This is a genomic window from Micromonospora sp. NPDC003241 (assembly GCF_053589795.1).
Genome location: NZ_JBSFSO010000058.1, coordinates 1 through 19,820 on the forward strand (window position 1 = coordinate 1; position 19,820 = coordinate 19,820).

A 19,820-nucleotide genomic window follows, 5' to 3' on the forward strand; every position below is an offset into this window, starting at 1 on the left:
CCCGGCCGTCGGATGTGAGCAGGGATGTAAGGAGGGGTCCCCTGCTATGCACGAGGCGTTAGCAGGGGACCCCTCCTTACCTCTAGACGGCGTACGCGATGGAGCCGTCGGCGCGGTGGGGGATGCGGGTGAGCGGGCGGCCGGTCAGGTCCAGCGGGGTCTCGTCGGTGAGGTCCAGGGTGACGCCGAGACCGGGCTCCTCGGGGATCGGCAGGAACCCGCCCTCGCGACGGACGCAGGCCCGGGCTGGACCGTCGGCCAGAAGGTCGTCGAGCGGGGAGTACTCCTGCGTCACGAAGTTCGGGATCGCCGTGTCCAGGTGCACCGAGGCCATGGTGAGCAGCGGTCCGAGGCAGTTGTGGCTGACCACCGCCGCGTGGTACGACTCGGCCAGCGCCGCGATCTTGCGGGCGTGGCTGATGCCGCCGGCCAGGCCGAGGTCGGGCCGGACGTACTGGGCCCCGCCCTGCGCCAGCAGCTCCTTGAACTCCCAGATGGTGTGCAGCCGCTCGCCGTTGGCCATCGGCACCCCGAGTGCGCGGCGGCTCACCTCGGCCTGGCTGCTGACGCTGTCGATCTGGATCGGGTCCTCGACCATCAGCGGGTGCAGCCGACCGACCGCCGGGACGACCGCCTCGGCCTGCAACGGGGTGAGCTTGCGGTGCAGTTCGATGAGCAGGTCGACGTCGGGTCCGACCGCGTCGCGGACGGCGGCGGTGGTGGCCTCGGTGTCGGTGACCAGCCGGGCCAGCGACAGGTCGCCGTAGTCCGCCGGCAGCGGGTCGAACTTCACCGCGGTGAACCCGTCGGCGACCGCCGCCGCGGCCTGTGCGGCGAGGTCCTGCGCGCCGGTGCCGGGCAGCAGCAGGTGCAGCCGGATCCGGTCCCGGACCCGACCGCCGAGCAACTGCCAGACGGGTACGCCGAGGCGCTTGCCGAGCAGGTCCCACAGCGCCAGGTCGATGGCGGAGACGGCGGCGGTGAGCACCGATCCCCGGAACGGCCCCATCCGGTACAGGTGGTGCCAGTGGTGCTCGATCCGGCTCGGGTCGGCGCCGAGCAGGTGTGGGCGGAACGCCTCCACGACCGCGTGGACCGCTCCCGGATACCCCCAGCAGGCGGACTGTCCGACGCCGACCAGCCCGGTCGAGGTGTGCACCGCGACGAAGTGCGCGTCGCCCCGCACCACCGACTCGACGGCGGTGATCTCCATGCTGCCCCCAAATTAGAGCCCTATAACGGCCACAAACTTGCTCATGCACTCTTCCATAGCATGATGTCCCTGGTCTAGGCTCCAATCCGAACGAGCCGGAATAGGGCTCTAATTCATCTATGGGGGTGTGATGGGTCTGCCGGACGACTACCGGGCGATGGCCCGGATCCGCCGGTTCGAGGAGCGGCTGGCCGCCCTCAAGGACGACGGTGAGATCCCGGGCTCGATCCACCTGTGCAACGGTCAGGAGGCGATCCCGGTCGGTGCCGCCCGCGCGCTGCGCGACGGTGACCACGTGACCGCGACCTACCGGGGGCACGGCTGGGCGCTGGCCCGGGGCGTGGACATGACCGGGCTGTTCGCCGAGATGATGGGGCGTGACTCGGCGGTCAACGGCGGCCGGGCCGCCTCGCCGTACCTCTCCGACCCCGGACGCTGGTTCATGGGGGAGAACTCCATCGTCGGCGCCGGAGTGCCGATCGCCACCGGCGCCGCGCTCACCGCGCAGCGCACCGGCAGCGGCGCGGTCTCGGTGGTCAGCATCGGGGACGGCGCGATGAACCAGGGCAACGTGCACGAGGCGATCAACCTCGCCGCCGTACTCGACCTGCCGCTGGTCCTGGTGGTGGAGAACAACGTCTACTCGGAGATGTCCCGCATCGAGGACATGGTCCGCATCCGCCAACTCGCCGAGCGCGCCGCCGGGTACGGGATCCCCGGCCGGGTCGTCGACGGCAACGACCCGGACGCGGTCGCCGAGGCCGTCACCGAGGCGGTCACCCGCGCCCGGGAGGGCTCCGGCCCGTCCATCGTGGAGGCCATGACCGAGCGCCTGGTCGGCCACTACAGCGGCGACGTGCAGCACTACCGACCGGCCGGCGAGATCGCCGCCGCCCGCGAACGCGAGCCGCTGGTCCGGATCCGGGCCGCCGCCGACGCCGAGCTGACCGCACGGCTCGACGCCATCGACGCGGAGGTGGCCGCCGAGGTGGAGGCCGCCGTCGCCGCCGCCCGCGAGGTGCCGTTCCCCGACCCGGCGACCGTCAAGGAGTACGTCTATGTCTGAGTCGCTGCGGTACATCCAGGCCGTCAACGCGGCGCTGGCCTGGGCGCTGGACAGCCGGTCCGACACCGTCTACTTCGGTGAGGACGTCGCCCTGCCCGGCGGCCCGTTCGGTGCCACCAAGGGACTGCACAAGCGGTTCGGCAGCGACCGGATCTTCGACACCCCGATCTCCGAGACCGGCTTCCTGGGCATGGCGCTCGGCGCGGCCATGACCGGCCTGCGGCCGATCGCCGAGATCATGTACGCCGACTTCTCCTTCGTGGCGATGGACCAGATCGTCAACCAGATCGCCACCATCCGCTACTCCAGCGCCGGCCGGTGGAAGGCCCCGCTGGTGATCCGGATGCAGCAGGGGTACTCCCCAGGGGCCTGTGCCCAGCACTCGCACTCGGTGGAGGCGTACTTCGCGCACACCCCCGGCCTGCGGGTGGCGCTGCCGTCCACTCCGGACGACGCGTACCAGATGCTGCGCACCGCAGTGGTCAGCGACGACCCGGTGGTGGTCGCGGAGGCCCGGATGCTCTACCCGACCCGGGGCCCGGTCCGCACCGACGCGCCGGTCGAGCCGATCGGCGGCGCCCGCGTGGTCCGCGACGGCCGGGACGCCACCGTGGTGGCCTGGTCCCGGATGGTCCCGGCGGCCCTCGCCGCCGCCGACCAACTCGCCGCCGAGGGGATCGAGACCGAGGTGATCGATCTGCGGTGGCTCAACCCGCTGGACTTCGACACCGTCGGCGCGTCGGTCGCGCGCACCGGCCGTCTGGTCGTCGCCCACGAGGCGAACCTGACCGGCGGATTCGGTGCGGAGATCGCCGCCCGGGCCGCGTCCGAGTGCTTCGCCGACCTGAAGGCCCCGGTGGCCCGGGTGGCCGCCCCGGACGTGCCGATGCCGGCCGCCCCGGCGCTGCAGAAGGCCGTGGTGCCCGAGGCGGAACACGTCGCCGAGGCGGTTCGCGGAACGGTCCGCCGGTGACCGGCGTCGCCCCGGCGGCCGGCCTGCTCACCGGCCGGCGGGTGGTCGTCGTCGGCGGTGCCTCCGGCATCGGGCTCGCCACGGTCCGGGCGGCCGCCACGGCCGGCGCGGCCGTCGCGGTGCTCGACGCCGACGCCGACGGCGCCGACGGTGCCGCCGCGCAGGCCCGCGCCGCCGGGGCGACCGCCGTGGCGCATGTCGTGGACGTGACCCGGGAGGCGCAGGTCGCCTCGGTGTTCGACGCGGTCGCCGACGAACTCGGCGGCATCGACGCGGTGCTGCACGTCGCCGGGATCATGGGCGGGCAGGGCACCGACGTCACCGACCTGTCGCTGGAGCTGTGGCAGCGGGTGATCGAGGTCAACCTCACCGGGCCGTTCCTGGTCGCCAAGCACGCCGTACGGCACCTGGCCGACGGCCGCGGAGTGCTCGTCCTGGTCGGTTCCAAGGCGGGCGTGCTGACCGGATCCGGCTCGGTACCCTACGGCGCGAGCAAGGGAGGACTGCACGGCCTGGCACTGACGCTGGCCCGGCACCTCGGTCCACGCGGGATCCGGGTGCACACCCTCTGTCCCGGCGACATCGACACACCGCTGATGCGGCGGTCGCTGGACGAGGCACGGGCCAACGGCACGGACGGTGCCCAGGTCTCCCGGATCGAGGCGGCCCTGGGCCGTCCCGAGGACGTGGCGTCGGTGCTGACGCTGTTGGCGGCACCGGCCAGCGCCGGCATCGCCGGCACCGTCTACACCGGCTGAGCAGCCCGAGGCGACGGCGAGGCGACGACGTGGAGGCGGCAGCGTGATCGGGATCATCGGCCCGGAGGACTCGATCCGGCTCGTGCAGGAGGTGGCGGCCGGGGAGGGCCGCGCGGAGGAGGTGACCACCCGCGCGTACACCGACCCGGAGCAGGCACCTCACCTGGCCCGTGAGCTGGACGACCTCTGCCAGGTGCTGCTGTTCACCGGGCGCATCCCGTACGCCTTCGCCGCGGCGGCCGGTGGGCTGCGTGCCGAGATCGACTACATCCGGCACGCCGGGATCGACCTGTACCGCACGCTGTCCCGGATGCTGCTGGCCGGCGGCGGGCGACTGCCCCGGGTCAGTGTGGACACCATCGAGGCGGACACCGTCCGGGAGACGTACCACGACATCGAACTGACCCCGCCCACCGACATCCTGCCGATCGCCGACTCGTCGGGCCTGCTCTTCTCCGGGCTGGCCGAGATCACCGCCTACCACCGCGAGCGGTACGAGTCCGGCGCCGTCGAGGCGTGCCTGACCTGCCTCGGCGCGGTGCACCGGGAACTGCGCGAGCGCGGGGTGCCGGTCTGGCGCGTCGAGCACACCCGGGCCTCGGTCCGCGACGCGCTGCGCCGGGCCTGGCTCGCCGCCGAGGTACGCCAGTCCCGGGCCACCCAGATCGCGGTGATGATGATCGAGGTGGCCGAGTCGGCGAGCCGCCCGCAGGACCCGTACCAGGCGGAACGGCAGCGCCTGCGGCTGCGCGAGGCACTGCTGGAACACGCCGAGCGGATGCGCGGGCGACTCAACACCATCGACGACCGGACGCTGGTCATCACCACCACCCGGGGCACCGTGGAGAGCGCCATCGCCCGACACCGGGCCGGGCACGCCTCCCTGCTCAGCCTGCGCGGTGTCGACGGGGAACACACCGTCGGCTTCGGCGCCGGCACCACCATCGCCGCCGCCGAGGCCAACGCCCGCCAGGCTCTCGCCCTGGGCCGGGGCGGCGAGACGCACGTCGTCTTCCCGGACGGGGAGATCTATTCCACCCGGGAGAGCGCGGTCAAGCAGCGGCTGCGCGAGACCACCCCCGGCGTGCTGCGGGTCTCCGAGCAACTGCGCCTCGGGCCGCTGTCCACCCGGCGGTTGCTGGAGGCGCTGCACCAGATGGACCCCAACCAGGTGACCGCGCGGGGCCTGGCCGACGCGTACGGGGTGGAGACCCGCTCGGCCCGCCGGCTGCTCAAGTCACTGCGCGCGGCCGGTTTCGCCGAGGAGGTCGGGGTGCACGTCAGCACCGGAGCCGGCCGGCCGCAGAGTGTCTACCGGGTGGCCCTGCAACGCCTGGTCGGGGCGATCGGGGCGAACGAGTGATCTTCGAACCGACCTTCCTGGTCACCGCCACCTTCGCCGCCGACGCGGTCCGCCGACGCGAGCCGCACCGGGCGGCGCACCTGGCCCACGTACGCGGACTGCTCGCCGACGGCACCGCACTGCTCGCCGGGGCCCGCGCCGACCTGAGCGCCTCCGTCCTCGTGCTGCGGGCACCCGACGCGGCGGCCGCCCGCGCCCTTGTCGCACACGATCCGTACTGGCGGCACCGGGTGTGGACGGCTCTCGACGTCGTCGACTACCTGGCCGCCACTCCGCAGTCCCTCGGGAGGTCATGATGTCGTACCGCCAGATTCCCGGCGTCCGGGTGCACGGCGCCGAGCACGCGCCGTTCGCGGCCACCCTGCTGGCCGAGTCGCTGGGGGAGGGGCCGGAGCCGGTACGGTTCGTCCCCGACCCGACGCTGCCCGAGGGCGGCTTCCGGGTCGAGGTGCCGCACACCGGGGAGATCCGCGTCGTCGGCGACCCGTTCGCCGGTCTGGTCTACGCCGTCCGGGACCTGCTGGCCCGGGCCACCCCGGCCGGGCTGCCCGTCGGATCGCACCACAGCGCACCCGGGCTGCCGCTGCGGACGCTGTGGACCTGGGACCACTCCACCAACTGGGACCTGCGCCAGCTCGGCCAGCAGGAGATCGGCGCACTCAACCCGTACGCCAAGGGCGCCGACGCCTTCGGTGCCGACTACCGGCGGCTGGTGGACTTCTGCAGCGCCGAGCGCATCGGCGGGATCGTGGTCTACGGGCTGCTGCGCGACGCCCACGGCGGCGTCGAGGCGGCCCGCGACCTGTGCGAGTACGCCAACGCCCGGGGCGTACGCATCATCGCCGGGGTGGGGATCAACGCCTACGGCGGCATCTACTTCGACGGCCGGCACCGGTACAACCTCGCCACCTGGCTGCGCCAGCGCCCCGATCTCGCGGCCGAACTGCCGAAGAAGGTCGGCTTCGACATCGATGAGTTCGGTGACCTGCACTTCCCGGCCAGCGAGTACATGATGGCCGCCTGCCCGTCGCAGCCGGAGAACCTGGCCTGGCACCGCGACGCCATCGACTGGCTGCTGGACACCCTGCCGGTCGGCGGGATCAACTTCGAGACCGGCGACTACGGCAGCTGCGCCTGCGCGCGGTGCGTCGACCGTACCGGTGGCGAGCGCACCTCCTGGTCGTACGAGGCGATGCGGTCGGTGTACCCGACCCTGCTGGACACCGCCCGCCGACCGGGAAAGGCCGGGGTGCCGTTGCGCCACCTGGTCGAGGTGTACTGGGACAACATCTTCGACCTCGACGCACAGGGGCCGCTGGCCGACCTGCCCGACGACGTGGCGTACCAGTACTGCGTCAACCGGGGCTTCTGGTACGACAACCGGGACCGGCTGACCGCCGAGCACGTGGCGGCACTGCCGCACCGCACCAACGTGCTGCGCACGCACGCGGGGTCGCAGTGGAACCGGCAGCGGCACTCGTGGGTACCGGAGATGTACACCGACATGGCCACCCGGACCGCCGCCGCCGGCATGCGCGGGTTGACCATCTTCGCCGAGGCGTCCGCATACCACCCGACCAACGAGATCAGCTACCTGGCGTACGCCCGGTTCTCCTGGAATCCGGGGCTGACCTGGGCCGACTTCTGGCGTGACGAGGTCGCACCCCGGTTCGGCGGGTCGGCCGAGGCGGAGACGTTCCGCGACGGCGCGGCGCTGCTGGACGACCCGGCGGCCGGGGCGGAGGCGTTGCGCAAGGTGGGCGGCGACGCCCTGTCGATGGTCGCCGCCACCAGCGGTGAGGTGCAGCGTCGCTGGCTGTGGCTGGCCGAGCGGACCGTCCGGCACGCCCACTCGGTCGGCTGAGCCGGACGGTGCGTGGCGGCTTGACAGGCAAGTAGGAGCTTGCCTATAACTGTGTCGGTGGACGCGGAACCGGATCTGTTCAAGGCCCTCGGTGACGCGACGCGGCGCATCATCCTGGACGAGTTGGTCGACCGGGACGGCCAGACCCTGTTCGAGATCTGCGGCCGGTTGACCATGAAGCACGGTCTGACCTCGTCGCGTCAGGCCATCTCGCAACACCTCGCGGTGCTCGAACAGGCCGGGCTGGTGCACGTCCGGCGACAGGGCCGGTACAAGTTCCACCACATCGACACCGGCCCGCTGCGCGCGATCGCCGAGCGGTGGCCCACCGACTGAGAGGAAGCGACCGTGCTTCGCATCAACATCACCAGCGTGTTCGTCGACGACCAGGCGAAGGCGCTCGCCTTCTACACCGAGAAGCTGGGCTTCGTGAAGAAGACCGACGTGCCGGCCGGTGCGGCGCGCTGGCTCACCGTGGTGTCCGCCGCCGACCCGGACGGGGTGGAGCTGCTGCTGGAACCGGACGGCCACCCGGCGGCCCGGCCCTTCAAGGAGGCGCTGGTCGACGACGGTATCCCGTTCACGCAGTTCGCCGTCGAGGACGTCCACGCCGAGGTCGAACGTCTCAAGGGGCTGGGTGTGCGGTTCGTCCAGGAGGCGACCGACCTGGGCCCGGTGGTCACCGCCGTGCTCGACGACACCTGCGGCAACCTGATCCAGATCGCCGCGATGAAGTAGCGCGAACGCGGCGGCTCCGGCCCGGGACAGGTCCCGAGCCGGAGCCGACGCCGCAGTGGGCGGGACTACCGGATCAGCCGAAGTTCACGTCGCTGCACCACATGTACGCCTGGTCGAGGTGGGATGCCTGCCAGATGACGAACACGATGTGGTGTCCAGTGTATCCGGACGTCGAGACGTTGAAGCTGATGTTCTGAGCCGGGGCGTAGCGCCCGGTCTGCGTGATGAAGTCCAGGTTCCCCCAGCCGAGGCTCTGGGTGGCGGGGTTGAACCCGTTCTTGCTGACGTACACCCGGAAGTAGTCGGCGCCGTGGCTCGCCTGGTCGTACAGCTGGACCGTGAAGTTGTTGCTGACGTTGGTCCTCTTCCACGCCCCGGGCTGGTTCAGGCTGTTGTTGCGGGACAGACCGTTGCTGCACAGCTGCCCGTCGGGAGTGCGGGCCTGGAAGTTGCCGCCCAGCCCGTCCCGCAGCGCGCTCATCCAGTTCCACATGGTGTCCGGGTTGGATTGGAACGCCTGCCAGCACATGGGGTCCTGCTGCTGCATGGCCGGGTTCGTGTGGTTGCTGCCCCAGGTTTGCCAGCACTGGTACGCCCGGGACGCCGGGTTGATGATGGTGCCGTGGGCCTGCGCGGCACCGACCCAGGGGATCATCCCGGCCATCATGGCGAGCAGCAGTACGAGCGCCCGAAGCGGCTGGCGGGCAGCGGACCGGACTCGCGAGCCGGACTGGTCGGGCTTGTGTGAACGCACGTTACGTCCTCCGTTCGGCGATCGGATCGACATGGGAGCGCTTCCAAGGCCCAGCATTACACCGATGTTTCCGATTATCAACGATGGTCGATGAATGATCGATGTGGACGGACTGGATGCGGTTGGTCCGAGTCGCCCACAATCGCAGCTCAGCGGGGCTTTCGGGATGGATGGACCGGGCTCGCCGATCGCCCGAAATTAGATTTCCGGAAGTCGATGCGTGCCCGGTTCGTCCTGATTGGCCGGTCGTGACCGGACAGCCTCACCCGGCGTACGCGGCGAGCAGCGACAGCCGCTCGGCGGCGGCACTGCCCGGGGCGGCGGTGTAGGCGATCAGGATCGGCCCGCTGCGCCCCGGCGGCGTGTAGGCGTCCCAGTCCAGGCGCAACTCGCCGACCTGGGGATGCGCGAAGACCTTGCTGCCGTGGACCGACTCGCGGACGTCGTGACGGGCCCAGAGCCGACCGAACTCCTCGCTGCGGATGGTCAACGTGCCGACGATCTCCTGTGCGCGCGGGTGCTCCGGATCGGCGGCCACCGCCGCACGCAGGAAGCCGAGGTAGTCCAGCACCGTCTCGCGCCACCCGGCGCACCGGTCCCGCGCCTCGGCGTGGGTGAACATGTCGATCAGCACGTTGCCCGGGCCGATCCCCGGGTAGAGCGCCGTGGCCATCCTGTTCCAGGCGAGCAGGTCCAGGTGACGACTGATCACCACGGCCGGGGTGTGCAGGCTGTGCAGCAGCCGATGGATGCTCTCCGGGACCGTCTCCCGGGTGCGCCGACGGGGCGTCGGCGGCCGCTGTGCCCGACGCGCGAGGGCGTGCAGGTGGCGGGTCTCCTCGGCGTTGAGGGCGAGGGCACGGGCGATGCCGATCAGCACGTCGTCGGAGGGGCGCACGTCCCGTCCCTGCTCCAGGCGCTGGTAGTAGTCGGTGCTCACGCCGGCGAGCAGAGCCAGCTCCTCGCGGCGCAGGCCCGTGACCCGGCGGCGCGGCCCGGGCGTCAGACCGAGGTCCTCCGGACGGAGCCGGGACCGGCGGTTGCGCAGGAAGTCCGCCAACTCGCGGGTGTAGGCCGTGGTGGTCACCACCCGAGTCTGCCGGGCCGGTGCGACCGCAGGGTAGGTCCCTCGGTCCCAGGTTGGCGAGGTCTCTCCGACGGGCCGCACCACCCCCTAGCGTCGACGGACATGTCGAACTGGACCGAAGCACAGATTCCCGACCAGCAGGGACGCCGAGCGGTGGTGACCGGGGCGAACTCGGGTGTGGGGCGGGTCACCGCCCTGGAACTGGCCCGCCACGGGGCCTCGGTGGTGCTCGCGGTGCGCAACGCCGCGGCCGGTGAGCATACCGCCGCCGACATCCGACGCCGGGTCCCGGGGGCCGACGTCGAGGTGCGGCGGTTGGACCTGGCCTCACTCGACTCCGTCCGCGCCTTCGCCACCGCCCTGACCGGCCCGCTCGACCTGCTGGTCAACAACGCCGGGGTGGCACTGACCGGGCCCCGCCCCGCCCTCACGGCGGACGGATTCGACATGCAGATGGGGACGAACGCGCTCGGCCCGTACGCGCTGACCGGCCTCCTGCTCGACCGGCTGACCGCCGGACGGCAGCCCCGGGTGGTCACCGTCTCGTCGATCGTGCACCGGCGGCGCGGTCTGGACCTGGCCGACCTGAACTCCGAGAAGTCCTACACCGGTCCGACGGCGTACTCCATGTCGAAGTTGGTCGCCACCATTCTCGGCCTGGAGTTGGACCGCCGTCTGCGGGCCGCCGGATCACCGGTGATCAGCGTGCTCGCCCACCCCGGGATGACCTCCACCAATCTCACCCCGCGCGCGCTGGCCGACCGCACCGTGTTCCTCCGCGCCGTCGGGCGGCTCAGCGCGCTGCTGATCAGCCGAGTCGAGGCCGGCGCCAGACCACAGCTCTACGCGGCCACCGCGATCGGCGTACGTGGTGGGCAGTTCTTCGGGCCGCGTGGTCTTCAGGAGATCCGGGGGCCGGTCACCGAGGTGCGGGCCAGCGCACCGGCACAGGACCCGGACAACGGGCGGCGGATCTGGGCGGAGGCCGCCCGACTGACCGGCGTCCGATACCTGTGAGCCGGTCGCGAATGGCGGGTGGTCGCACTTTCGTCGTACCGCGTTGCTTCACGGATCCCACGAAGCACTGACGATTCGGCGACCGATTCCCGCGAAGCTGGACCTCCCATCACGACGGAGGAACTGTCATGCGAAAAGTCGGCCTCATCATCACCGCCGTCATCGTGGTCCTGTGCGGTGGCATCGGATGGACCGTCTATCAGGCGGTCGCGCTGGGCAAGGAGGTGCTCGGCGCCGGCGTCACGCGGGAGCAGTTCGACGCACAGCAGGTGGGAGCAGCGGAATCGGACGTGCGTGCCGCCCTGCCCGAGCCGCTGAGCGGGATGCGCGACAAGGACCTCTATCCCGACGACCCGGGACGGCAGGGCATCCCGACCGGTGCCTCGTGCATTTATCACACCGTTTCGCCGCTGGGCGATACCGGCCCGGAGTTGTGGCGATTCTGCTTCGTCGACGGGGCGCTGGCCGAGAAGCGGGGCATCACCATCCCGGAATGAACGGGGCACTGAGAGTAAGTCGCCGCCCGGGTGTGCACCACCCGGGCGGTTTCTCGTACCGACTGCGGGTCAACGAAAGTGTGAGGGTTGTTTCCGTCGTCCGCCAGACGCCGACCCGGACCGGTTGTCGCGACACTGTGGAGCATGACAGCGATCGTGGCTCTGTGCATCGGTGTGGTCGGCGCGGTGATGCTCGTCGTCGCACAGTTCCTGCGTCGCCGGGCGTCGAGTATGACGGATCGTGGCACGCCGGAACTCGCGGCGCTGCACGCGGAGGTTCGGGACACCCTCGATCGAGCGGGCTGGGTGGCGTCGGTCAAGATCTACCGCAGGCGGACCGGGGTCGGGCTGCTGGAGGCGTACCAGGCGGTCGACCGGATCGCCCACGACGAGACCCGAGGGCGAGGTTCGACCCGATGACCGTGGGCAGTCACACGTGGCGGCGGGTGGACCGGTGGCGGGAGCGAGCCGGCCTGACCGGGGTGTGGCGGTGGGTCTACGAGATCAACCTGGTGCTGCTGGTGACCGTGGTGGCGACGTTCCCGGCGGCCACCGCCGACTGGTACCCGTTGATGCCGTGGCTGGTCGGGGTGACCACGCCGATCCTGATGGTGCTGCGGTTGACCAACCCGCTGCCGGCCTACGTCGCGGCGGCCCTGGTCGGTCTGGGCACCGGTGGGCAGAGCAGCCTGCTGCTGTTGGTGCTGAGCGCGTCGCTCGGCTACCGGGTCGCCCGGTGGTGGCAGGTCGCGGCCGGGCTGTCCCTGGCCTGGGCCTGCTACGTGGGATCCGTCGGCTGGACGGATCCGCTGGACGTGGAACTGGCGGTGGCCTACTCGGCGTTGTTCGTGCTGTGGGCGGCGCTGCCGGCCGGGGTCGCGCGGTTGGTCCGTCGGCGGCGGGTGCTGCTGGCCGCCATGCACCACCGCAACGTGCAACTGCACAGCCAGCAGAGCGAGGTGGCCCGTCAGGCGCAGACGCGGGAACGGGCCCGCATCGCGCGGGACCTGCACGACTCGCTGGGACACAAGCTCACGCTGATCTCGCTGTACGCCGGGATGCTGAGAACCGCCGACGCCGACGGGCGATCCGAGGCCGCCGACCTGGTCCGCCAGACGTCCTCGGCGGCGATGACCGAGCTGCGACAGATCCTGGGCATCCTGGGGCAGGACGACAGCCAGTCCGCGGTACGTCCGCTGACCGGCCTGGACGAGCTGGCCGCGCAGGCACGTGCCTCCGGTGCCGAGGTGGAGATCCTCCGGGAGGGGGAGCCGCGACCGCTGGCGGCGCTGACCGAGCACGCCGCGTACCGGGTGATCCAGGAGGGACTGACCAACGCGCTGCGCCACGCCCAGGGCGGCGCGATCGTGCTGTCGCTGCGGTACGAGCCGGACGCGCTGGTGGCCGGCGTGACCAACACCGTGGGGCAGCGAATGGTGCGGGCCACCTCCGGGCAGGGGCTGCTCGGGCTGACCGAACGCGTCCGGGTCGCGGGCGGCATGCTCTATCACGGGTCGACCCCGGACGGCGGGTTCCGGCTGGCGGCCACGTTGCCGTACCCGGGCGACGAACGCGCCGCACCCACGGCCGAGTACCGGCCGCCGCCCGCCGCCGAACCGGAGGCCGACTTCGCGGCGCTGATGGACCGCGACCGCCGCCGTTCCCGGCTCGTCCTCGCCGCGACCGCGCTGTCCGTCGCCGGTTGCCTGGTGCTCTGCGCGGCCGGGATCTGGGTGATGATGGCGTTCGTCATCGTCGACCGCGACACCTACGACGCGGTCCGGGTCGGCCAGCCGGAGGCCGAGGTACGCGAACGGCTGCCGGATCCCGACGCGGCGGTGACCGGAGCGGCCGGCGGTCGGGACGTACCCGGGGCCGTCTGCCTCGACTACCAGGCGTCTATTCTGGACCGGCACGATTCCGACGGTGGACTCGGCCAGACCCTGTACCGGTTCTGCTTCCGCGACGGGGTGCTCGTCGACAAGCAGACCTTCCAGGAGCAGCCGTCATGACCCCACGACGACGGCGGAGGTCGAGGCGATGACCGCCCCCCTGCGGGTCCTGCTGGCAGACGACGACTCGCTGATCCGTACCGCGATCCAGACCATCCTGCATCCGGCCGCCGACATCGACCTGGTCGCACAGGTAGGTGACGGGCGGGCCGCCGTCGAACAGGCCGTGCGGCAGCGGCCGGACGTGGCGCTGCTGGACATCCAGATGCCGGTCCTCGACGGCCTGGCCGCGCTCCGGGAGATCCGCCACCTGGCGCCCGCCGTCCAGGTGGTGATGCTGACGACCTTCGGTCAGGACGAGTACGTGGCGCAGGCGCTGGCCGCCGGGGCGGCCGGTTTCCTGCTCAAGGAGTCGGCCGCCGAGGAGCTCGCGTACGCGATCCGCGCCGCCGCGACCGGCAACGCCTACCTGTCCCCGAAGATCACCCGTCAGGTGCTCGACCGGCTGCCCGCCGCGACGGTCCGGCCCGAGGAGGACCTGGTCAAGGTGGGCATGCTCAGCAGCCGGGAACGCGAGGTCCTGGTCCTGCTGGCCCAGGGGCTGTCGAACGCCGAGATCAGCCAGCGACTGTTCGTCTCCGAGGGCACCGTCAAGACGCACGTCTACCGGGTGTTCGCCAAGCTCGGCTGTGACAACCGGGTGCAGGCGGCGATGCTGGCACAACGCGCCGGGCTGTTGGAGCCGCCGGCGGACTCACCACGCTGACCGCACGCCCCGCGTTCGGCGTCGACGGAGTCGTCGTCCGGGCTGATCGGCCTTCCTATCAATCAATTACATCACAGTCAAGCGGCGTAAATCACTGTGCCGTTGTCCTTCAGAGAAGTGGCCGTGCGTCACGCCCGACCGCCTGCCCAGTCGTCCCCTGACAAGGCGAAATGCAGGCCGCCAGAATTTCACGGGCTATGTCGGGAAGGTGGACATTTGCGTTAACGGCAGAGAAACCCATCCGGTAGCACCTGTAACATTATTCCGGACGAAACCGTCATTCTTCGCGCCCGTTGGACAGAAAAATCCCCTCATAAAAGGCGAATCGGATGCTTATGTCAAGCTTCTTGACATCCGTTAAACACAGCTTGTAACGTGCGTTGCGCTGGCTGCTGTGCATGAGTCAAGGGCTCGGTAAACCGCTTTGCCCAACGGGGGTAAGAATTGACAGCGGAAGACAGGCATTTCTCTGTTCCGATGCGCTACGACGAATTAGCCAACTGGATCCTCGCGGAAATCGGCCGCCTGGTCGATCGCGATCCCGCCACCATCCGGCAGGATGACCGGTTCTCCAGCTACGGCTTGGACTCGCTGCGGGCGACGCATCTCGTGAAGGCGCTGACCGACCTGCTCGGCCGTGCGGTGCCGGTGACGCTGCTGTTCGCCAGACCGACCGTCCGCAGCCTGGCGACCGGCCTGCTGCAGGGCGCGCTCGACGGCCACCGGGCCACCGGCGCCGAGGCGCCCGCCGCCGCGCCGCCGGCCGCCACGAACGGCCCGATCGCCGTCGTCGGCCTCTCCTGCCGACTGCCGGCCGGTGACGGACCCCCCCAGTTCTGGCGTGCCCTGCTCGACGGGGCGGACGCGGTGCGCCAGGTGCCGCCGGACCGGTGGAACCCCGAGCTGCCGGTCGGTCGGGGGCCGGCCGACTCCGCCACGGCGATCACCGCCCAGGCGGGGTTCCTCCCCGGCCGCATCGACGGCTTCGATCCGCTGTTCTTCGGCATCTCGCCCCGTGAGGCCCAGGAGATGGACCCCCAGCAGCGACTGTTCCTGGAGGTCGCGTGGGAGTCGATGGAGGACGCCGGGCTGACCCACGGGCGACTCGACGGCAGCCGTACCGGCGTCTTCGTCGGCGCGATCTGGCACGACTTCGCCGATCTGGCCCAGCGGGCCGAATCCCGGCTGACCTCGCACTCGGCGACCGGACGCGCCCTCAACATGGTGGCCAACCGGCTGTCGTACGCCCTCGGGCTGCGCGGACCCAGCGTCGTGGTCGACAGCGCCTGCTCCTCGTCGCTGCTCGCCGTGCACCTGGCCTGCCAGAGCATCTGGGCGGGGGAGTCCACGACGGCCGTCGCCGGTGGGGTCAACCTGCTGCTCGACCCCACCTCCATGATGGCGCTGACCCGGTTCGGCGGGCTGTCGCCCGACGGCCGGTGCAAGGCGTTCTCCGCCGACGCGGACGGCTTCGGCCGGGGTGAGGGCGCCGTCGCGCTGGTGCTCAAGCCCCTGCACCTGGCGCTGGCCGACGGCGACGACGTCTACTGCACGATCCGGGGCTCCGCGACCAACAACGACGGCCGCAGCAACGGCCTCACCGCGCCGAACCCCGTCGCGCAGGAGGAGGTGCTGCGCGAGGCCTACCGGCGGGCCGCCGTCGACCCGCGCGACGTGCACTACGTCGAGACGCACGGCACCGGCACCATGCTCGGCGACCCGATCGAGGCCGAAGCCCTGAGCGCGGTGCTCTGCGCCGACCGGCCGCCACAGCAGAGCCTGGTCATCGGCTCGGTCAAGACCAACATCGGGCACCTGGAGGGCGCGGCGGGCGTCGCCGGGCTACTCAAGGCCATCCTGGTGCTGCGGCACCGGGCGATCCCGCCGAACCTGCACTTCGATCGGCCCAACCCGCACATCGCCTTCGACGACCTGCGGCTGCGTGTGCCCACCGAGGTGGAGCCGTGGCCGGCGCGACAGCCGTCGCTGGCCGGTGTCAGCGCCTTCGGCTGGGGCGGCACCAACGTGCACCTCGTGCTGGAGGGCTGGACAGAGCCCGCGCGGATGACGGTGTCGCCCGTCGAGAGAACCCGACCCGAGGGCGTCCGTCCCCGGGTCGTTTTCGTCTGCTCCCCGTACGGTCAGCAGTGGACGGGCATGGGCTGTGGCCTCTACCGGACGGAACCGGTCTTCCGCGCCGTGCTGCGGCGGTGCGACCAGGAGTTCCGGCGGCTGACCGGTGTCTCGCTGGTCGAGGAGATGTTCCGGAACCCGGGCCGCGACGACGCCGAGGACGTGGGCGTCATGCAGCCACTGCTGTTCGCCATCCAGGTCGGCCTGGCCACGTGGCTGGAGGACCGGGGGGTACGGCCGGACGCGGTGGTCGGACACAGCCTCGGCGAGGTGGCCGCCGCGGTCATCGCCGGAATCCTCGACCTCACCTCCGCGGTGCGCCTCATCCACCACTACAGCGACCAGCAGCGGCGGGTGGCCGGCACCGGCGGCGGGATGGCCCTGGTCGAACTCTCCGGCGCCGAGGTGAGCGCCCTGCTCACCGAGCGCGGCCTCACCGCCGTGGTCGCCGCCGAGAACGGACCCCGCTCCACCGCCCTGACCGGTGACCAGGAGACGCTGCGCACGCTCGTCGCCGGTTGGAAGGCCGCCGGGGTGCTCTGCTCTCTGATCCGGGTCGACCTGGCCGCGCACGGGCCGGCGATCGACCTGGTCAGCGACGACCTGCGGGCCGCACTGGCCGGGCTCACCCCCCGCCCCGGACGACTACCGATGATCTCGACGGTGACCGGTCGACCACTCGACTGGCGGGAGGCCGACGCCGACTACTTCGTCCGGAACCTGCGCCAGCCGGTGCTCCTCGCCGCCGCCACCCGGTTCCTCCTCGACGACGGCCACGACCTGTTCCTGGAGATCAGCGCCGCTCCGGTGCTGCTGCCCGCGCTGCGCCAGAGCGTCGAGCAGGCCGGCCGGCCCGCCCAGGTGCTGCCCACCCTGCGCCGCGACGACGACCACGGCCTGGCGGAGACCCTGACCGAGTGCCGCGCCCTCGGCCTCGACGTCCGCCCGCCCGGACGGGACGCCGACGCCACCGCCGAACTGGTCACCCTCTCCGCGCAGAGCCCGCAGGCGCTGCGGGAACTGGCCCGGCACGTCGCCGCCGCGATCGACAGCCCGGCGGCGGACCCACCGTCCATGGCCGACCTCGCCGCCGCCGCGCACCGCCGCTCCGGGCAGTCGCACCGGCTCGCGGTGGTCGCCCACCACCAGCCCGAGCTCTCCGAGCACCTGGGCCGGTACGCCGGCGGTGAGCACGTGGTCGGTCTCTCCGTGAGCGGCCGGGCGGTCGACGCACCGCCGCGTACCGTGTTCGTCTTTCCCGGTCAGGGCTCACAGTGGGTGGGCATGGGCCGAGGTCTGCTGGGCCGCGCGGAGGCGTTCGACGCCGCGATCCGCGCCTGCGACGCCGCCTGCCGCCCGCACCTGGGCCAGTCGGTACGCGACCTGCTCCACGATCCACCGGACGCCACGAGCTTCGGCCCCATCGACGTGGTGCAGCCGCTGCTGTTCTCGGTGCAGGTCGCACTGGCGGCACAGTGGCGTGCCTGGGGAGTGACCCCCGACGCCGTCGTCGGCCACAGCATGGGCGAGGTCGCCGCCGCACACGTCGCCGGCATCCTCAGCCTGGACGACGCCGCGCAGATCATCTGCCGACGCAGCCGCCTGATGCGCAGGCTCAGCGGCCAGGGCGCGATGCTCGCCGTGGAACTGACCGTCGACGAGGCCCGGGAGGCGATCAGCGGGCACGAGGCGGTGGTGTCCATCGGGGTGAACAACAGCCCCCGGTCCACTGTGCTCTCCGGGGACGTGGCAGCCCTCACCCGCATCGCCGCGACGCTGGAAAGCGACGCCGTGTTCTGCCGCTGGGTCAACGTCGACGTCGCCTCGCACAGCCCGCAGATGGACGTCCTCCGCGACGACCTGCTGGCCGCGCTCGACGGGCTCACCCACCACGCCGCCCGTCTACCGCTCTACTCCACGGTGACCGGCACGGTCGTGCACGGCACCGACCTGTCACCCGACTACTGGGTCGACAACCTGCGCGAGCCGGTGCTCTTCGGCGACCAGATCGCCCGACTGCTGGCCGACGGCGCGAGCGTGTTCGTGGAGGCCAGCCCACACCCCATCCTGCTGCCCGCAGTGGAACAGGTGGCCGCCGCCGCAGACGGGACCGTCACCGTCCTGCCCTCGATGCGCCGACACGAACCGGAACGGGACACCCTGCTGGCCACCCTCGGTGCCCTGCACGTGGCCGGTGTCCCGGTCGCGCTCGACCGCGCACTCACCCCCGGCGACCCGCGGGTCAAGCTACCGCCCTATCCCTGGCAGCGGGAGCGGTACTGGCCGGAGGACATGGCCGGCTTCGACGGCGGTGACACTCCGCCGCCCGCAGCAACATCGGCGACGGCGGCGACCACCGTGCTGGCCGACCGCCTGGACTCCCCGATCGTGCCCGGACACCACTATTGGCAGATGCGGTACGACGCCGACACCGCCGCCATCGGGGACCACCGGATCGGCGGTCAGGTCGTCGTCCCGGGCGCGCTCTACGTGGACGTCGCGCTGCGAGCCGCCGCCGAGACCCTGCCCTGCGCCCCGCCGGTCCTGTCCGACCTGGTGTTCAGCCAGGCGCTCGCCATCCCGGACCGGGGCAGCCGCCGGGTGCAGGTCACCCTCGACGCCACCGCCCGCCCGGCACAGCTCCAGGTCTTCGGCGTCACCGACGACGGACCGACGCCTGTCATGCGCGTCCAGCTCACCGCCGCCACCGGCGACCCGCCGCCCCCGATGGACCCGGCCGCCGTGGCGGCCCGCACACCCACCCTGGTCGAGGGGGCCGCCTTCTACGCCGACCTGGCCACCCGGGGAGTGCGCTTCGGCCCCGCCTACCAGGGCATCGTGGAGATCCGCCACAACGACGTCGAGGCGCTGGCCCGCATCGAGTCACCCACCACGGCCGCGCTGCCGGACACCCGCGTGCACCCGGGCGTGCTGGACGCTGCCCTCCAGTCCGCACTCGCACCCCTGCTGGCCAGGGCGGCGGCGGACACCGCCTACCTGAGCACCGGCGCGGAACGCGTGATCGTGCACCAAGCCCCCGGCACCTCGGCGTGGGCGTACGCGGTGCACCGGCCGGTGTCCGACGAGCGGTACCCGGTCGCGGACGTACGGCTGCTCGCCCCGGACGGACGACTGCTGGTCGAGGTGCACGGCCTCGGCCTGGTGCGGACCCGTGGCCTGCCGGTCGACACGTCGCCGGACGACACCGCCCCGGCACCCGCCGCCACCGGCCCGGCCCTGGCCGAGGTCACCGACCCCGAGCAGCGTCGCACGCTGCTGGCCGAAGCGGTGCTGACCCACGTCGCCGAGGTCGTCCGGCTGCCCGAGCACCGGCTCGACGAGGGCACGCCGCTGCGCAGCATGGGCGTCGACTCGGTGATGGCACTGGAACTGCGGCACCGGCTGGAACGCCTCACCGGTCTGCGCCTGTCGGCCACGCTGATCTACAACCACCCGACGATCGACCACATCACCCGGCACCTCGCCGAACGACTCGGCCCACCGGCAGACGCCCGGCAACCGACGGTGACCGGTGCGCCCGAGCCGGAGCCGACGCCCCCGGACCAGCCGCTGGACAGCCTCGAAGCGGAGCTGGCGGCGGAACTCGCCGAGCTCAACCGACGGATGGAGATGATCTGA

Annotated in this window: 17 protein-coding genes; 14 read left to right on the plus strand and 3 right to left on the minus strand. The window is 71.8% G+C overall.

The features are described 5' to 3' along the window. Positions 1-82: 82 nt before the first annotated feature. Positions 83-1,213, minus strand: coding sequence for a mandelate racemase/muconate lactonizing enzyme family protein (locus ACWDVW_RS29385; RefSeq protein WP_449955285.1), 1,131 nt, complete (start codon positions 1,211-1,213; stop codon positions 83-85). Between the two features lie 130 nt (positions 1,214-1,343). Here ACWDVW_RS29385 and ACWDVW_RS29390 point away from each other — a divergent pair, with 130 nt between their 5' ends. The 8 genes from ACWDVW_RS29390 to ACWDVW_RS29425 are packed head-to-tail and all read left to right on the plus strand — an operon-like array spanning position 1,344 to position 7,975. Beyond that, complete coding sequence (locus tag ACWDVW_RS29390) at positions 1,344-2,279, plus strand: thiamine pyrophosphate-dependent dehydrogenase E1 component subunit alpha (protein ID WP_350699898.1); 936 nt, start codon at positions 1,344-1,346, stop codon at positions 2,277-2,279. Then, complete coding sequence (locus ACWDVW_RS29395) at positions 2,272-3,252, plus strand: alpha-ketoacid dehydrogenase subunit beta (RefSeq protein WP_449955288.1); 981 nt, start codon at positions 2,272-2,274, stop codon at positions 3,250-3,252. Before ACWDVW_RS29390 ends, ACWDVW_RS29395 begins: the two co-directional genes overlap by 8 nt. Continuing rightward, entirely contained in the window at positions 3,249-4,010 is a 762-nt protein-coding gene (locus tag ACWDVW_RS29400; RefSeq protein WP_449955291.1) for an SDR family NAD(P)-dependent oxidoreductase, read from the plus strand. Before ACWDVW_RS29395 ends, ACWDVW_RS29400 begins: the two co-directional genes overlap by 4 nt. Before the next feature lie 43 nt (positions 4,011-4,053). Continuing rightward, on the plus strand, positions 4,054-5,373 hold the full coding sequence (locus ACWDVW_RS29405; RefSeq protein ID WP_449955294.1) for a hypothetical protein: 1,320 nt from the start codon (positions 4,054-4,056) through the stop codon (positions 5,371-5,373). Then, positions 5,370-5,669, plus strand: a complete 300-nt coding sequence (locus tag ACWDVW_RS29410; protein ID WP_449955296.1) for a YciI family protein — start codon at positions 5,370-5,372, stop codon at positions 5,667-5,669. The genes ACWDVW_RS29405 and ACWDVW_RS29410 overlap by 4 nt, the downstream gene beginning before the upstream one ends. Next, on the plus strand, positions 5,669-7,237 hold the full coding sequence (locus ACWDVW_RS29415; protein WP_449955299.1) for a hypothetical protein: 1,569 nt from the start codon (positions 5,669-5,671) through the stop codon (positions 7,235-7,237). Before ACWDVW_RS29410 ends, ACWDVW_RS29415 begins: the two co-directional genes overlap by 1 nt. A 57-nt stretch (positions 7,238-7,294) precedes the next feature. After that, complete coding sequence (locus tag ACWDVW_RS29420) at positions 7,295-7,573, plus strand: ArsR/SmtB family transcription factor (protein ID WP_117226897.1); 279 nt, start codon at positions 7,295-7,297, stop codon at positions 7,571-7,573. Positions 7,574-7,585: 12 nt separating this feature from the next. Next, positions 7,586-7,975: a VOC family protein gene (locus ACWDVW_RS29425; RefSeq protein ID WP_350699910.1), complete on the plus strand. Its 390-nt coding sequence runs from the start codon at positions 7,586-7,588 to the stop codon at positions 7,973-7,975. 73 nt (positions 7,976-8,048) lie between these two features. Here ACWDVW_RS29425 and ACWDVW_RS29430 read toward each other — a convergent pair whose 3' ends face one another. Continuing rightward, positions 8,049-8,729 (minus strand): lytic polysaccharide monooxygenase auxiliary activity family 9 protein, encoded by a 681-nt coding sequence (locus ACWDVW_RS29430; RefSeq protein ID WP_449955303.1) that lies wholly within the window; start codon positions 8,727-8,729, stop codon positions 8,049-8,051. A gap of 262 nt (positions 8,730-8,991) precedes the next feature. Beyond that, positions 8,992-9,816, minus strand: coding sequence for a helix-turn-helix domain-containing protein (locus tag ACWDVW_RS29435; protein ID WP_449955306.1), 825 nt, complete (start codon positions 9,814-9,816; stop codon positions 8,992-8,994). Positions 9,817-9,918: 102 nt separating this feature from the next. Here ACWDVW_RS29435 and ACWDVW_RS29440 point away from each other — a divergent pair, with 102 nt between their 5' ends. From ACWDVW_RS29440 to ACWDVW_RS29465, 6 genes are all read left to right on the plus strand, one after another. After that, positions 9,919-10,833: an oxidoreductase gene (locus ACWDVW_RS29440; protein ID WP_449955309.1), complete on the plus strand. Its 915-nt coding sequence runs from the start codon at positions 9,919-9,921 to the stop codon at positions 10,831-10,833. A 128-nt stretch (positions 10,834-10,961) separates the two neighbouring features. Continuing rightward, positions 10,962-11,330, plus strand: coding sequence for a hypothetical protein (locus tag ACWDVW_RS29445; RefSeq protein WP_449955312.1), 369 nt, complete (start codon positions 10,962-10,964; stop codon positions 11,328-11,330). A 144-nt stretch (positions 11,331-11,474) separates the two neighbouring features. After that, positions 11,475-11,750, plus strand: coding sequence for a hypothetical protein (locus tag ACWDVW_RS29450; protein WP_449955315.1), 276 nt, complete (start codon positions 11,475-11,477; stop codon positions 11,748-11,750). Further along, the gene (locus ACWDVW_RS29455; RefSeq protein WP_449955318.1) at positions 11,747-13,342 is read left to right on the plus strand and encodes a sensor histidine kinase; all 1,596 of its coding nucleotides are present in this window, start codon (positions 11,747-11,749) and stop codon (positions 13,340-13,342) included. Before ACWDVW_RS29450 ends, ACWDVW_RS29455 begins: the two co-directional genes overlap by 4 nt. 28 nt (positions 13,343-13,370) lie before the next feature. Beyond that, on the plus strand, positions 13,371-14,048 hold the full coding sequence (locus ACWDVW_RS29460) for a response regulator transcription factor (protein WP_449955321.1): 678 nt from the start codon (positions 13,371-13,373) through the stop codon (positions 14,046-14,048). Positions 14,049-14,525: 477 nt separating this feature from the next. Then, entirely contained in the window at positions 14,526-19,820 is a 5,295-nt protein-coding gene (locus tag ACWDVW_RS29465; RefSeq protein WP_449955323.1) for an acyltransferase domain-containing protein, read from the plus strand.